Below are 14,286 nucleotides of genomic sequence, written 5' to 3'. Positions count from 1 at the left end.
GCCTCGACGGCCCGCCTCATTCGTTACACGGCCCGTCAGGTTTGGGACACGATGGCACACGCTCTCGCCCATCTATACCGCCCTGCCCCAAGACGCCGCCGAGGAACGGTCCTCACGGGAGCCGTTGCAATACAGCAGCGAAGTACGGCAACCTCCCCGACCACAACCGACCGGAGCCACCCATCAGTGACCGAGCGATACCCTGGTGTGAGAGCAATGCTCATTGCCTGTGGATCGGCTCGTGAGGGCACGCGAAGGGCGTACCTTCCCGAGTGATCGATCGACTGGTATCGAGTAGGCCCGTGTTGGCCCGCGGGTCGGGAAGGCACGCCCGTGCTCAACGTGGTCAATTCCGACGGCACCACCGCCGACGGCTCCTCCCTGATTGATGAGATCGTCCGTGAGGGCGCCCGGCGCATGCTGGCCGCCGCCCTGGAGGCGGAAGTCAACACGTATATAGCCGAGTTGGGCGATCAGCGGGATGGCACCGGCCGCCGCCTGGTTGTCCGCGATGGCTACCACCAGCCCAGGAAGGTGACCACCGCGGCCGGTGTCGTCGAGGTGAAGGCGCCCCAGGTGAACGACAAGCGCATCGACGAGATGACGGGCGAGCGCAAGCGGTTCTCCTCGGCGATTCCGCCGCCCCGGGCACGGAAGTCCCCGAAGATCAGCGAGGTCCTGCCGCTGCGTTATCTCCATGGTCTGTCCTCGGGGGACTTCGTGCCCGCACTCGAGCAGTTCCTCGGCTCCGCGGCCAGCCTGTCGGCGGCGACCGTCACCCGACTCACGCAGCAGTGGCAGGCCGACCATGTCGCGTTCGGCGAGCGTGATCTGTCCGGCAGCGACTACGTCTACGTCGGGGCCGACGGCATCCACCCGCGCATCCGCCTGCGCGAGGCCAAGTCCTGCGTGCTCGTACTGATGGGCGTGCACGCGGACGGCACCAAGGAGCTGATCGCGATGAACGACGGCTACCGCGCATCATCCGACTCCTGGGCCGACCTGCTGCGCGACTGCCAGCGTCGTGGCATGCGGACACCCGTCCTGGCCGTCGACGACAGCGCCCTCGGCTTCTGGAAAGCCCTGGCCGAGGTGTTCCCCGAAACCCGGCACCAGAGGTGTTGGGTTCACAAGATTGCCAACACCCTGGACACTGTGCCGAAGTCGGCCCAGCCCGGCGCCAAGAAGGCCCTCCAGGAGATCTGCAACGCCGAAGACCGCGACCAACAGGGTGGCCGACCCGCCTCGAAGTTCGAGATCATCCGACGATGTTGGATAGCGCGCTAGATGAATGAGTCCGATGTCTTCAGTGGTCATACGCGATCAGTGATCGCTTGGCTGGGGCGTTGGTGGTCCAGTTGTGCCAGATAGCCGTGGCCAGGGCGAGGAGTCGTTGGCCGGTGCGGGCGAAGACGCCAGCGGGTGTCCGGCCTCCGTGTTGTTCCAGGCTGAGCTGGCCTTTGAGGGTGTCGAATACCGCCTCGATCCACTGGCGGACGTGGGCCAGGCGTCCGTGCCGGACAGGCTCGTTCTTCAGGTCCGGCCGCACCAGATGGACGCCCAGGCACTCCTCGAGGAACGCCTCGAACTTCCGCCCGGCGAAGCCCTTGTCCGCCAGGATCACTTGACCGGAATGCACGAGGTGGTGGTCGCGTTCCAGCAGCGCGGTCATCACCTGGCGTTCGCCGAGTTTGGGGTTGGCCAGGCACCAGGACACCGGCATGCCCTCGGCGGTGGTCAGCAGGTAGAGCCGCAATCCCCAGAAGAAGCGGGAATGGCTTGGGCAGTAGCCGTATCCGGCGTGCCCGGCCAGGTTGGAGCGTTTGACTGTCTCACGGGAGGCCGCGCAGGGCAGAGGCGTGGAATCGATCAGCCGCAGGTCGTCGTTCCACGTGGGAACCTGCCTGGCCAGGGCCTCGATCGCACGGCTGATCAGCGGGCCGGCTGCGTTGAGGCGCTTGTTGTAGGCGGACTGTTGGGGCAGGTAGCGAAAGAGGTGTCCCAGTCGGGCGTGCACGAAGCGGATCCAGTGCCGGGCCGAGGGGAACCCCAGCAGGACCTGGGCGACGGCCAGGCACAGCAGTTCGGCGTCTGTCAGTTTCGGGGGTCGCCCGATCCGGCGACGAGGGGCCACATGGTCGTCGATGAACACGTACAGTGCAGCCAGAAGGGCGTCCAGGTTTGTCGTCACACACGAGCCAACGGGCGCCCTTCGCCATGGTCGCGGCCAGCACAAACATCGGACTCATTCATCTAGGACAGGACCTTCCGGTCGGCTTCGGGTTCCGGCCGTATCGCGGCGACGAAGACCACGGGCCCATGGCTGCGGTGCGGCTGGGGTGTGCTGAACGGGACCGGGTCGACGCCCATTCGGTTGTGGAAGGGCTCCCGACAGCGGCCGAGATCGCCGAAGCCTCTGCCGAGCTGGAGGAGCCGTCCAAGAACCAGGTCCTGGTGGTGTGCGACGGGAGCGTCGTCGGCTACGCGACGATCCGGTGGTGGCAAGAGCGGGACGATACGTGGCTGTACCTGCACCGCGGCTACCTCTTGCCCGAGCATCGCAGCCAGGGCATTGGCTCAGCCATGCTGAGCTGGGCCGAAGAGCGGATCCGCCAGCTCGTCAGTCAGCATGGAACGGCGCGGACGGCAGTGATCGGCGCGAACGCCATGGCCTCCGAACAGGACGCCGCGGCGCTTCTGCTCGCAGCCGGCTACCGAAGTGTCTTCAGCCTGGTCGAGCTGGAACTGGGCGATCTGCAGCAGTTGCCCGAGCGGGGCAGCGAACTGCCGGCCGGGATACGGACGGGGCCGATCGGGACCAGCCACTACCGCGCAGCCTGGAGGACGGTCGTCGATTCGTATGCGGGCACCGGTTTCACTCAGACATGGCCTTTCCAGGACTTCGTCGACACCGCCGACCCGGCATGCTGGAGGGCTGCCTGGAACGGGCAGGACATGCTCGGCGTGGCCCTCTGTTCCATCCGCCGTCACGACCGCACCGCGGGCGAGGTCGAAGAGCTGAGTGTCCGGACGGACCAGCGACGCCTGGGAATTGGCCGGGCCCTGCTGCTGGACGGGCTGCGAAGCCTTCGCGGGCAGGGTGCAACGACCGCCCGGCTGTTCACAGGCACGGCGAATCCGCACCGGTCCTACGATCTTTACGAGAGTGTGGGGTTCCGGCGGCAGAACGAGTACGTCCGTTACCGCAAGCCGCTTGCTTGACCGACCGGTCATTGGGCTGTCCGATCAGTCCACAGGACTTGGCGATACCTCAGGCACAAGATCGTCGGACACCAGCAGAAGACTGCCGTCTCTCACCCCAACTGCCCAGCCCCCAACACAAACTCACTCTGAAATGATCAGTAAGCCTCCGGCGGCATCGTCCTTGCCTGCGGCGACCCTCGCGCCTTGGTTCCACGCATGGCCGTCCGGACACGTCGTGGTCCGCGAAGTCCATGCGGTTCAGCTCAATGCGGTTCAGCTGGATGTCGGCGACGTCGGCGCGGTAGCCGTCACCATGGGCCGTTGCCTCGCCAACTGGGAGATCCGTTGGGTGTCGTGGAACAGAGGGTGGTGCCCCCGGGGAGGCTTCCTCGGGCATGCCGAGAAAGCCCCCTGAGCCTGGCTGTGGTCGATCACGTCAGTTCTGCGGTGATCTGCCAGAACGGCAGGAGAACCCTGCCGTTCTCGTCGACGGCCACGAGGTCGTCTTGCTCCGAGGCGCCCGAGACGGCGGGCGCCAACTTCTGCCATGCCTGGTGGGTCAAACCAGTGGTGTAGTGGCGGGACTCCATGCGCCGGATCGTCCAGTCGTCGCGAAGAGCCTCGCGCAGGCTGCGCTCGTCCGTGGCGGCCGGCATCTTCAGGTGAGCGGCCAACTCGCCGCGGAAGCACAGGACATGAAGCCTTGCGCCGGGTGCACACACCTGACGCAGTCCAGCCAGGTACGCCCGCCGCTGATCGGCATCCAGGCAGTGCAGCATGGCACTGTCGACAACCGTGCGGAAGCCACCAGGGACACCACTGGCGTGCAGATCCGTCGCGTCGGCGACCATGAAGGTCACCGGACTGCCGGCGGCGACCGCCTTGGCCCGGCTGCGCTCGATCGCGGAGGGGGCGGCGTCGAAGGCGGTCACCTCATGGCCGCGGCCGGCCAAGAACAAGGCGTTGTCCCCAAGGCCGCAGCCGCATTCCAGAACCGGCCCGGTGATTTCGCCCGCCGCCTCCAACTCGACGACCAGCGGCTGGGGGGCGTCCAGTTGCCACGGGATCAGGTCCGTCCGGCGATCGTCCGCTCCGAAGGCGACCTCACGCCCCTGGTACATCGCCTCGAAATCCCATGCCGGCTCCTGCCCGCCTTGCTGGTCATGCGCGGTGTGCAGATCGGTCATTCAACCCTCACCTCTTCTAGTAGACGAGGTTGTTCACTAAAGCGAGTGTAGGCAGAAGGGAACGCCAGCGTCTACTGTCGAACCCATGGCAGAGAGTGCGACACCCGGCCGCCGCCGGGGTACGGAACTGGAGCACGCGATATACGTCGCGACGCTCGACGAGCTGGCCGCGAACGGCTACGGCCGACTCACCATGGACGGCATCGCCACCCGCGCCGGCACGGGCAAGGCCGCGCTCTACCGGCGCTGGCCCGGCAAGCAGCCCCTGGTTCTGGACGCCCTGCGCTACGCCCTGCCCCCGCTGCCCGAACCGAACCCGGAGCACTCCGCCCGGGACAACCTCGCCGGCGCGCTGGGCGCCTTGAACGACGTACTGTCGGGCAGAACTCTCGTGCCAGGCATCGAGTTCATCGTCGACATGCTGCACGAGCCGGAACTGCGTGCCATGTTCGCCGAAAGGATCATCACGCCACGCCTGGAGCGCATCGAAGCCATCCTGCGCGCGGGCGTGCACAGGGGCGAGTTCGGCCCCGAGACAGTGCACCCACTGGCCGCCCGCACCGGTCCCGCTCTGATACTGCAGACCTTTCTGCTCACCGGCGAGCCACCGAGCCCCCGGGAGATCGACCTCATCATCGACACCGTGCTCCGCCGGACGGCCATGTGACGGGGAGGCGGCACCTGCTCCCTCCTGTTTGTTTTCGGTGCCGGGGGACGGTCATGACCATGGGACGGTCGCGACCGTGGGACCGCAGCAGACCAACCGACCACCTCGCCACCGGGAGCGGCGCGGCCATGGGGCCGGGGGGTGTGGCTGAGCCCCGGCGGCTGAGGTGTGATCGCCATGGCGTCGTCGGTGACGCTCGCGTCGCCGATGGTCTTGCCGCGGGTACGGGTGGCTTCATGGCTTTCGAGGGTGCGGTCGCGGAGTACGCGCGTTCCTTGCCGGATGTGGCCGCCGGCACGGTGAGGACGACGACGGAGGGGTCGTGGGCCCCCTGGAGTTCGCCGGTGAGGAACTCCAGGCCGACGTCGCTCGCCTTCAGCTCCTCTGCGAGCATGGCCAGGTCGATGCCGCGGCCGAGCCGCTTGTGCTCGTGCACGACGAGGGTGACGCCCACGCCCGACGCGCGGAGCTCCCGACACATGCCGACGGCCTTCTCCAGCTCCGGCGGCTTGGTGGCCCGGGGGGAGCTCTTCTCCCAGAAGATGCGGACGACCCCCGCCTCGCCGAGGGAGTCGAGCAGGGTGTCGAGGGTTCGGCGGGCGCCGAACGCCGCGAAGCGGGCCACGAAAACCTCACCGAGGCAGTCGCCGACCGAACCGGTCACGCCGACCGGGCACACCTCTCCGGTTCAACCGAACGGGGACGCCTCGCCGGTTCGCTCGTGCTGCTACGCCGCCTGCTCGACTTACGGCGCCCCGACAGGACGGCGGGCTCGGAGCAGGCCGGGCCCGCGATCAACTGGGGGTGAAGTACGGGGCAGCCAGGGTTAGATGACGGTGTGTCGGTGTCCAGTGACCGTTTCAGAAGTCGACGCTACTTTCTGCTTCCATCAGTCACTCTGTGTATAGTTTTCTCATGGCCACTCCCAGTGCCGTCCGCCGCATCCTGCTCGCCACCGGCTTTCTGGTACTTGTGCAAGCGGGGCTCGGCTTGGTCGTCAATCTCTATGTCCTCTATCCGACTCACCATCCGGGCTCTCAAGCGGGGGCCTATCTCATCAGGGTCTACGAGAGCTTCGTCTGGGCAGTCGCGCACGGCACTTTCGCCCTCGCCGTGCACACCGCGCTCGGCCTCACGCTCGTCCTGCTGTCGATCATCGCGGCAGTGCGCGCCGTGCTGCTCCGTCAGCGTGCGGTCGCATTCTGGACCGTGCTCGGGGCGCTCCTCGTCATCGGTGCGGCCATCAAAGGTGGGAGCTTCCTCGCCAGCGGCAAGATCCTCGACTCACTGCTGATGGCTCTGCTTGCACTCAGCTCCGAGGTGTGTTTCCAGCTCGCCATCCACCTTCTGCCTTCCGAACGGCACCCCGCCTGATGCCCACATATCGGGGCTCCCGCCGGCGGCCTTTGATGCTCTGAGCTGCGCGTTTGCCATGACACGCGGGTCGGCGATCTTCCAGGGCCCAATTCGGGACGAAGAGGTCGCGGTTTCACATCCCGCCATCTACAGGCACACGGAATACCGGGCCTCGGGCACCCACGACACCGGGCACGCCCTGCCACAGGGCTGCACCGTTCGCCCGCTCCCAGTCCGCTGTCGCGCGGGACCGCGCCCACTGGGCCACGGCTGCCGGCACCAGCCCGACGGGCGGCATCAACACATGGAACGCACCTTCTGGACCTCCGGCAAACCGGCCTCCGGCTACACCCGGCCCGCGCCCTCCTCCGCCCCTGCACCCGCGTCGCCAAGGTGGCCCGGCACCTGCCTCCCGGCTGCGGGCCGGGCGCTCATCGGCAACCGGTACGACCTTGCCACCCACCAAGGGCAGCACTGATACGGCGGGGCCCGACAGCCCATCAGCTGCGAACACTCCACAAAGGCCGACGGGAGTGCGCTTGCCGCCTGCTCTCGCCACCCGCCGTCGGCCGATTCCTCTGGATCTGCTGCCGCCTCCGGCCGACCGAGGGGCAGCGCAGGGAGTGATGCGCCAAGCCGCGGGGCTCCTGGGAGTTGACGCAGCGCCGATCGAACCACGCGGCGCCCGGCGCGACCCGGCAAGAAGAGAAAATGCCTCTTCCTCCTCCCGAGGAAGAGGTGTCAGCAGCGAGAGCCGCATACCCCCGCACCCTGAACAGCGTGTTTCCCGCTTTGCCTCGGAGGGACGGTACGCACCGTGGTACCAACGATGGTACGTAGGGTGGTGCGCACATTGGTACCTACGTTGGTACCACCGTTGGTACCGGCACCCAGGACCGCTTCCGCGCGGCAATGGCCGGCCTCCGACTGTCCGGTCGGAGCACCTGACCTCCACGGCGCGGCCGACCGCAGACGAAGCAGCGCACCACCCTCCACTCACTCCGGCAGCCAGAACGCCTGCCCACGGCACCGCTGTTGACCGGCAGCGACGACGACTGCGGCTGGCCTACAGGACACCTCAATGCCGGTTTGTGCCCCGGGTTCCTCCCGGCGGGGCGGGTATCTACAAGAGCATGTCCCGATCCGGCCCGTTTCCCGACCCTCGCGCGCACAGGCCGGGCGTGCCCGCCACGGCGGACACGCCACACCTGGTCTGCGGGCGGGGCGAACCGCTGACCGCCCGGCAGGCCGTCATCCTGGCGGGCGGTAAGGGCAACCGGCTCCTGCCGCTGACCCGCGAGCGCCCCAAGGCGATGGTGGAGGTCCACGGGGTGCCGATCCTGCGGCACCAGCTCGACTGGCTCGCTCGTTGCGGAGTCGAACGCGTCGTGGTGTCCGCGGGACATCTGGCCGAGGCGATCGTCTGGTACCTCGACTCCCGTCCGTCGCCGCCACGGACAAGGGCGGTGGTCGAGAAACGGCCCCTGGGGCGCGGCGGCGGGCTGCGCCGGGCCGCGGGGGCCCTACCGTTTCCGGGCGAGCCGTGGTTTGCCGTCTACGGGGACATCTGGACGTGTTTTTGCCTGTGCGGGATGCGCGCCCATCACGTGCGCAGTGGTGTAGCGGCGACCGTGGCGCTCGCCGGTCCCGGCCTGCCCGGCAGCGCGGTGGCCTACGACGAGCTGGGCCGGGTCACGGGCCTCGGCCCGGCCACCGCGGGTCCGGGCCGGGTGAACGCCGGTGTGTACCTGTTCGCCTGGCGGGTCGTCTCCCTCCTCCCCGAGGAGGGAGACCACGCCGACAGCACACTGCCCCGTCTGGTCGGTGCCCGCCAGCTGGCTGGTTACGCGATCAACGAGCCCTGGCAGGCGGTGAACACCCCGGCGGACGTGATCAGGTTGGAACGTGATCTCGCCACCCGCCGGGCCATCCGTCAGGCTGCGGCCGAGCGCCCGTCAGGAGAGATCGCCGGCAGGTGAGTTCCGAGGAGGGTTCGGTATGGATGTGTCGCCGGTCGGGGTGTGGAGTACAGCGTTCACTCACGGTGACCCCGATCGAGCACGGGCAGCCGCTTCCGAACTGGAGGAGCTCGGCTACGGCACACTGTGGCTGGGCGGCGTTCCCGGCAGCAACCCGAGCGGGGACCTGCGCAGCAGCCTCAACCTCCTCACGGCGACCCGGCACGCGGTCGTCGCACCCTCCTGTGTCTCCATTTGGAACCTTCCACCCGGTCGGCTCGCCGTTGCCTACCGTGGGCTTCCCGCACCGTATCGGCAACGGACAATGGTCGGCCTGGCCGTAGGTCACGCAGAGATCGCCGCGTCCTACCGGCACCCTTACACGGCGATGTCCGCCTACCTCGACGCGCTGGACGCGTCCGACGGTCCGCTGCCGAAGGGCGCGCGGATCCTGGGCGCGCACCGGCCCCTGATGACCCAGCTCGCTGCCGACCGGGCCGCTGGTGCGCAGCCCTACCTGGTCCCGCCGTCCCACACTGCCCGGGCACGCGCTGCGCTGGGGGCGGGGCCGCTCCTCGCGCCGGTGCAGACGTCCGTGGTGGACACCGACCCGGTCACGGCCCGTGCTACCGCGCGGCGGGCGATCAGCCCGTACCTGACGAAGACCAACTACGTGCGCACGTGGCTGGAGGGCGGGTTCACCCGGGGGGACCTCGCCGACGGCGGCAGCGACCGCTTCGTCGACTCCCTGGTGGTGTGGGGATCCGCCGACGTCGTGGTGCGGCGTGTCCTGGCACACCTGGAGGCGGGCGCGGACCACGTCGCCCTCCGGATCGTCACCGACACCCCGCGCGTCTTCCCCCTCACCGCATGGCGCGCCGTGGCCGAGCACCTGCCTCATCCCTAGCCGGTCCTTGGGGGACCGGACCGGGTTTTGGCGGTAGAGCGGCCACTGCAAACCCGCGTCCACCAGGGTCCGCTACCGCACCCCCGACGGCAGCATGGCAGGTGGTATCGACGGGGCCGTGGCCGCAAGCGGCCACCATGCGACGGAGCTGTTGGTGTGTCAGGTGGTCGTGGTGTGCTCGATCTGCCGATCCGTCCCGCGCTCGGCGTCGGCTGACTTCTCGACAGCGTGGGCGGCATGGGACGGCGGAGGATCGTCGCGTCACGGCATGCCGGGTGCTTACCGCAGACGCTGCCGGCAGGGATGCGGTAGCCCGGCCGTGCCGTGCAGGCCATGTGCTCCGCCCGGATGAAGTAGGTGCTGCTGCGCATAGAACGCTCAGGCATATGCCAATATAAATCCTTATATAAGCCGCTTACTGTTGCGTGCATCTGGGCTCGCGGCAGTGGGCGTCTTCAGCGTCACCGCCCCTGCCTCTGCTGAGGCCGGCCGCACCCGCTCTCCACCACCTCACCGACCCCCTCAGCGTCAGCAGCCCCACGCCGACACCGACACCTGACCCCAGCTCCCACTGCCCCGTCCTCGGCTGTTCCCCGGGGAGTACGGGCACCGACGGAGGAGGCCGTTACGGCCGCAGAGCGCCACGGAGGGACTGGTCCGCGTCGCGCTGATGGAGGCCAGACCCCCCTCTGGGCTGAAGATCGGGCAGCCGGTCGCCGCCATGCGGCTCTCGCCCCGGCAGGAAGTGGGCAGGGACGAATTCGGGCTGCTGAACCTGCTGTTACCGAGACCTCTTGGAGTAGCAATGACCAGTCGCATCTTCCCCTCGGGATCACGCCCCCACAGACTGCCCGACGACGAGGTGATCACGGTTGCGAGATCGGACATCCGCGCCATCACCAGGGTGGAGGTGGACGGTGCAGTGCATCACCTCGGCGAGCATCGGGACTTCCGGCGCAATGAGGCACTGGCCGGCTTCCTCCCGGAACAGGGGCGCCCGTCCCTTGCGTGGGTGCGTCTGCGTGACGGCGAGACGCTGGCCGCACACCAACATCCGACCAAGTCGATGATCCTCGTGTGCAAGGGCTCCGTCCGGCTCATCGGCGACATCCACCAGGACCTGGTCGAAGGGGACGTCGTTTGCGTGCCGCCCGGCTGCAGGCACGGCTTCGAGACCCGGGCCGGTGAGGAGTTCCACGGTCTTTCGGTCCAGTTCGAAGGTGACGGTCTGTACGAGAACGAGGACGCTGCAAGGGTCCGCTTCACCGAGGGCGTGACGAGCTCGCTCGCCGAACTCGACGAGCTCAACGAGAAGTTGCTCCAGCGTCATACGCGCAACGGTCTGTTCAACCTGTTCGCCAGCGGCCGACTACAGCGCGAACCTGAGCTGCGACAGAGATTCGTCGACGCCCTCTACGTGTGGTCGGGCTACTTCCAGCGCATGCTGTATGCGCGTCAGGCCCTGGTCGTCGATCTCCAACTGCGAGAGCAGTATGCCGAGCACCTCCGCGAGGAGTTCGGGCACGACGAATTGCTTCGCCAGGAGCACGGCATCACCCGCCGCGTCTACGACCCGACCCTGGAGGCCGCGTCCAGCTGGTTCGTCAACCAGATGCACCGGGCGAACGAGGCCGCGACGATCGTGATCGTGCACATGGTCGTTGAGTCCAGCGGGCAAGTCTTCGGAGAGGCGACCGGAAAGATCTTCAAGTCCCCGCCGGGGGCCCGCACGTCGTACTTCGAGCTGCACGCCGAAGCCGACGATGACCACCGCGGCATCGGCCGCGACTACCTCCGTGGAATCTCGGCGGTGCAGTTCCCCCACCTGTTGACCGTATGCGAGCAGGCATGGGACCAGATGGATCTCATTCACGAGCGCATCGCCGCCCTGGCCCTCGCGGAGTGACCCCCCGTCAGTCACTTCCGCAGGGGTAGTGACGCCGAATGCCGTGCAGGCGTCTGCGGCGTCGCCACCCCGGTTCGGATCGGGCCTGAGATCGGCCCGAAGGAGAGAAAGGCTCGGTGCGGCACCGTGCAATTCCACAACAACCGATCCGGCCGTTGCGGAAACGAGCTGGGTCTGGCACAGACAGCTGCGGGTGCCCGACCGGACGGGCTCCTCTTTCCGCATCCAAGCAACCGGGCCACCGTCAAGGAACTGTTCCACCGGATCGTCGAGGACTACTACACCTGGCACGGGCAGTGCACGGGCTCGCCCGACACCGCACCCACAGCCCCGCATGATGCACCGGAGCACCGGCAAGGACCTGGCCCCGGCATGGACGCCGTGTGCCGGGTGGTGGGGGAACTGTCAGGGCGTCTCTCTCACGCGTCGGTCCCCTGGCCCTCTCCGATGTATCTGGCGCAGATGACGGGCGACACACCCATCGCTGCGAGCCTGGCCTACTTGTGCGGGATGCTCTACAACCCGAACAACGTCACGCCGGAAGCCTCCCCTGTCACCACGGAGTTGGAGCATGAGGTCAGCGATGACCTGTGCCGGCTCCTGGGCTACGGCGCCCGGGGATGGGCCCACCTCTCCTCCGGCGGACACTCCGCCAACTATGAAGCCATCTGGATCGCCCGCAACCTGCGGGCGGTTCCGCAGGCTCTGGCCGAACACCCTGGTACCCGGGACCTCGTGTCCCACCACGCGCCTGCCACGCTCGTGAATCTGGGCGTCGACGAGGTCCTTGCCCTGCTCGACGCGGCGTCGGCCCGGGATGTACGGGAAGAAGTCCTCCGCCTCGCCGCCGACATCCGGCGCCGCGGCGGACTGTCGGACGCAAAGCTGCTGGTGGCGCGCACAGCGCACTACGCCTGGCACAAGTGCGTCGACCTGCTCGGCATCGGTGCGGGCAACACCGAATGGCTGGAGGTGGACGATGGCCACCGCATGGACCTGAGCGCCGTGCGGAACCGGGTCCACGCCCATCTCCGGCGCGGGCAGCCCATCGTTGCGGTCGTGGCCTGCGCGGGCAGCAGTGGCGAGGGGAGCGTCGACGACCTCGACGGCATCCTCCGACTTCGACAGGAGTGCGAACGGGAGTACGGGGCATCGTTCTACATCCATGTCGATGCCGCCTTCGGCGGATACTGTCGCGCTCTGTGTCTCGACCCGGCGGGCGACATGCTCCCCTACGCCGAGGTCTCGCGGCTCATCCATCCCGCTGTGCTCAAACAGGAGGTCTACGACGCTTTCCGGGCCCTGCCCCGGACCGACTCCGCGACGGTCGACCCGCACAAGAACGGCCACATCCCCTATCCGGCAGGCGCTCTCGCGGTACGGGACAGGAGGCTGGTCTCACTCATCGCCAGCGGCAGCGCACCGTACTTCGGGCACGGTGACGGCCGGCGGCTCCCCTTCGGCCCGCACACGCTGGAAGGCGCCAGACCGGGGGCAGCCGCCGCCGCGGTCTGGGCGGCACATCAGCTCACAAGACCAGACTGCACCGGATACGGACGAGTCCTCGCAGGATGCCTGGCAACCGCCCAGGAACTCCACCACCGTTGCCGCACCAGGGGCGTACTACGCGTGATGGGACGAGAGTTCCGCCTGGTCAGTCGGTTCGAACCGGACCTGAACATCGTCAACCTGACGGTCCAGCCGACGCAGGTGCTCCCCGGGGACGACATGGGCGTGGTCAACCTCAAAGTCCTGGAGGGGCTGAGGGCCGACGCCCTCGCCGACCCTCATGGGCAGCCCTGGGTCTCGTCCAACGAACTCGCGTCAGGTGACGGGGCATCAGCGGGGCTTCATGCACTGCGGCTCTGCGTCATGCAAGAGTTCGACCCGCCGACACTCGACATGGTGTGGCGATCCCTACGCGAGGCCATCTCCCGCCAGCTGGCGGCCGTAGTGGCGGAGCCTCCCGCCACCTGACGCCCCAGCGCAATGCGCGAAGCGGCCGGCCCAGACCCCATGAGTTCCGCCCAAGAGGAATCCCCCATGACCAATCAGGAACGCCCTTCCTACGACACCCACGCTCTCCGGCTGCTCCGCCTGACACAGGGTGTCTGGATCACACAGGCTGTTGGGACGGCTGCCCGGCTGGGCATCGCCGACGCCTTCGACGGCGATGGGAAGAATCTGGACGACATCGCCGAAGCCACAGGTGTGCCCCCAGGCCCCCTGGAACGACTGCTGAGAACCCTCGGCGGTGCCGGACTGTTCACCACGACTGCCACCGGACGGTATGCGCTGACACCGATGGGCGAGTGCCTGCGCAAGGAGCACCCCTGCTCCCTCCACCACCTGGCGATCATGCAAAGCAGCTCCTGGCACTGGCGCGCTGTTGAACAACTCCCGCAGGTCATGCGCGATGGGACATCAGGCGTACGGAACCCCGACGGAGCCACCGGCTACTGGCACTACCTCGCCTCGCAGCCGGAGGAAAAGGACACTTTCGACCGGGCGATGGCAGAGTTCGCCACTGGCCTGACGCAACCACTTCTGCTGTCCTACGACTTCTCGGGGGCCACCGAGATCGTCGACGTCGGCGGCGGGCACGGTGCGCTGCTGGGAGCAACCCTCCAGGCCAACCCGCACCTCTGCGGGATCCTGTTCGACCTCCCGGACACGGCTGCCGAGGCCGCCGATCGGCTGCGTGCCGGGGGGCTCGCCCGCCGGTCCAAGTGCATCGGCGGTGACATGTTCGAAGCCGTTCCGTCCGGATCAGACATCTACGTCCTCTCATCCGTCCTCGTGGACTGGGACGACGCTCAGGCACTCCGCCTGCTGAGCAATATCCGCGACGCCATGGGGCCATCTGGAGGGCTGTTGTCGATCGAGCCGTTCAGTGACAACCACGGTGCCGAGGACGGCAGTTACCACCTGGGGCAGTGGGTGGACCTGTTCGAGCTGTGCATAGGGGGCGGGCGCGTACGCACCAGGTCCGACTTCCAGTCCCTCTTCTCCGCTGCCGGACTACGGATCCGGCGAATCCTCGACGAGAACGGCCCGCTGAGCTTGATGGAAATCGTCCCCCGCTGATCCCGGGGCCCCTC

11 protein-coding genes and 1 pseudogene are annotated in these 14,286 nt (G+C 67.8%); 9 read left to right on the top strand and 3 right to left on the bottom strand.

Translation table 11 applies throughout. The features are described 5' to 3' along the window. Nucleotides 1-333: 333 nt before the first annotated feature. Nucleotides 334-1,227 (top strand): annotated as a pseudogene (locus IEZ17_RS34435) (IS256 family transposase); the annotation flags it as partial. A gap of 79 nt (nucleotides 1,228-1,306) precedes the next feature. Here IEZ17_RS34435 and IEZ17_RS34430 read toward each other — a convergent pair. Further along, a complete protein-coding gene (locus IEZ17_RS34430; protein WP_189307166.1) occupies nucleotides 1,307-2,191 on the bottom strand; it encodes an IS982 family transposase in 885 nt (294 codons plus the stop codon). A 26-nt stretch (nucleotides 2,192-2,217) separates the two neighbouring features. Here IEZ17_RS34430 and IEZ17_RS34425 point away from each other — a divergent pair, with 26 nt between their 5' ends. Continuing rightward, nucleotides 2,218-3,222, top strand: coding sequence for a GNAT family N-acetyltransferase (locus IEZ17_RS34425; protein WP_189307164.1), 1,005 nt, complete (start codon nucleotides 2,218-2,220; stop codon nucleotides 3,220-3,222). 413 nt (nucleotides 3,223-3,635) lie between these two features. Here IEZ17_RS34425 and IEZ17_RS34420 read toward each other — a convergent pair whose 3' ends face one another. After that, the gene (locus IEZ17_RS34420) at nucleotides 3,636-4,391 is read right to left on the bottom strand and encodes a class I SAM-dependent methyltransferase (protein ID WP_189307162.1); all 756 of its coding nucleotides are present in this window, start codon (nucleotides 4,389-4,391) and stop codon (nucleotides 3,636-3,638) included. An 85-nt stretch (nucleotides 4,392-4,476) separates the two neighbouring features. Here IEZ17_RS34420 and IEZ17_RS34415 point away from each other — a divergent pair, with 85 nt between their 5' ends. Beyond that, on the top strand, nucleotides 4,477-5,058 hold the full coding sequence (locus IEZ17_RS34415; protein ID WP_189307160.1) for a TetR/AcrR family transcriptional regulator: 582 nt from the start codon (nucleotides 4,477-4,479) through the stop codon (nucleotides 5,056-5,058). Here the strand turns inward: IEZ17_RS34415 and IEZ17_RS34410 are convergent. After that, nucleotides 5,024-5,722: a recombinase family protein gene (locus tag IEZ17_RS34410; protein ID WP_229852917.1), complete on the bottom strand. Its 699-nt coding sequence runs from the start codon at nucleotides 5,720-5,722 to the stop codon at nucleotides 5,024-5,026. The two genes, IEZ17_RS34415 and IEZ17_RS34410, sit on opposite strands and share 35 nt — an antisense overlap. 251 nt (nucleotides 5,723-5,973) lie before the next feature. Here IEZ17_RS34410 and IEZ17_RS34405 point away from each other — a divergent pair, with 251 nt between their 5' ends. From IEZ17_RS34405 to IEZ17_RS34375, 6 genes are all read left to right on the top strand, one after another. Then, nucleotides 5,974-6,432 carry a hypothetical protein gene (locus IEZ17_RS34405; protein ID WP_189307158.1) on the top strand — a complete coding sequence of 153 codons (459 nt, stop codon included), beginning with the start codon at nucleotides 5,974-5,976 and terminating at the stop codon, nucleotides 6,430-6,432. Between the two features lie 1,163 nt (nucleotides 6,433-7,595). After that, nucleotides 7,596-8,393, top strand: coding sequence for a nucleotidyltransferase family protein (locus tag IEZ17_RS34395; protein WP_229852916.1), 798 nt, complete (start codon nucleotides 7,596-7,598; stop codon nucleotides 8,391-8,393). A gap of 19 nt (nucleotides 8,394-8,412) precedes the next feature. Then, nucleotides 8,413-9,279 carry a TIGR03620 family F420-dependent LLM class oxidoreductase gene (locus IEZ17_RS34390; RefSeq protein WP_189307152.1) on the top strand — a complete coding sequence of 289 codons (867 nt, stop codon included), beginning with the start codon at nucleotides 8,413-8,415 and terminating at the stop codon, nucleotides 9,277-9,279. 805 nt (nucleotides 9,280-10,084) lie between these two features. Beyond that, nucleotides 10,085-11,185: a cupin domain-containing protein gene (locus IEZ17_RS34385; RefSeq protein ID WP_189307150.1), complete on the top strand. Its 1,101-nt coding sequence runs from the start codon at nucleotides 10,085-10,087 to the stop codon at nucleotides 11,183-11,185. 462 nt (nucleotides 11,186-11,647) lie between these two features. Continuing rightward, nucleotides 11,648-13,162, top strand: a complete 1,515-nt coding sequence (locus IEZ17_RS34380) for a pyridoxal phosphate-dependent decarboxylase family protein (RefSeq protein WP_189307148.1) — start codon at nucleotides 11,648-11,650, stop codon at nucleotides 13,160-13,162. 66 nt (nucleotides 13,163-13,228) lie between these two features. Beyond that, nucleotides 13,229-14,272, top strand: a complete 1,044-nt coding sequence (locus IEZ17_RS34375; protein WP_189307146.1) for a methyltransferase — start codon at nucleotides 13,229-13,231, stop codon at nucleotides 14,270-14,272. The last annotated feature ends 14 nt before the right edge of the window (nucleotides 14,273-14,286 follow it).

The sequence above is a fragment of the Streptomyces albospinus genome, assembly GCF_014648695.1.
Lineage (GTDB): Bacteria > Actinomycetota > Actinomycetes > Streptomycetales > Streptomycetaceae > Streptomyces > Streptomyces albospinus.
The sequence above is the reverse complement of the archived record's forward strand: the minus strand, read 5'-3'. Positions and strand labels throughout refer to the sequence as shown.

What these genes read in the sequence shown, in the direction of transcription:
- IEZ17_RS34425 (WP_189307164.1), top strand. Translation starts at nt 2,218, where the DNA reads ATGGTCGCGGCCAGCACAAACATCGGACTCATTCATCTAGGACAGGAC.
- IEZ17_RS34385 (WP_189307150.1), top strand. Translation starts at nt 10,085, where the DNA reads ATGACCAGTCGCATCTTCCCCTCGGGATCACGCCCCCACAGACTGCCC.
- IEZ17_RS34375 (WP_189307146.1), top strand. Translation starts at nt 13,229, where the DNA reads ATGACCAATCAGGAACGCCCTTCCTACGACACCCACGCTCTCCGGCTG.
- IEZ17_RS34420 (WP_189307162.1), bottom strand. Translation starts at nt 4,391, where the DNA reads ATGACCGATCTGCACACCGCGCATGACCAGCAAGGCGGGCAGGAGCCG.
- IEZ17_RS34390 (WP_189307152.1), top strand. Translation starts at nt 8,413, where the DNA reads ATGGATGTGTCGCCGGTCGGGGTGTGGAGTACAGCGTTCACTCACGGT.
- IEZ17_RS34405 (WP_189307158.1), top strand. Translation starts at nt 5,974, where the DNA reads ATGGCCACTCCCAGTGCCGTCCGCCGCATCCTGCTCGCCACCGGCTTT.
- IEZ17_RS34415 (WP_189307160.1), top strand. Translation starts at nt 4,477, where the DNA reads ATGGCAGAGAGTGCGACACCCGGCCGCCGCCGGGGTACGGAACTGGAG.
- IEZ17_RS34380 (WP_189307148.1), top strand. Translation starts at nt 11,648, where the DNA reads ATGACGGGCGACACACCCATCGCTGCGAGCCTGGCCTACTTGTGCGGG.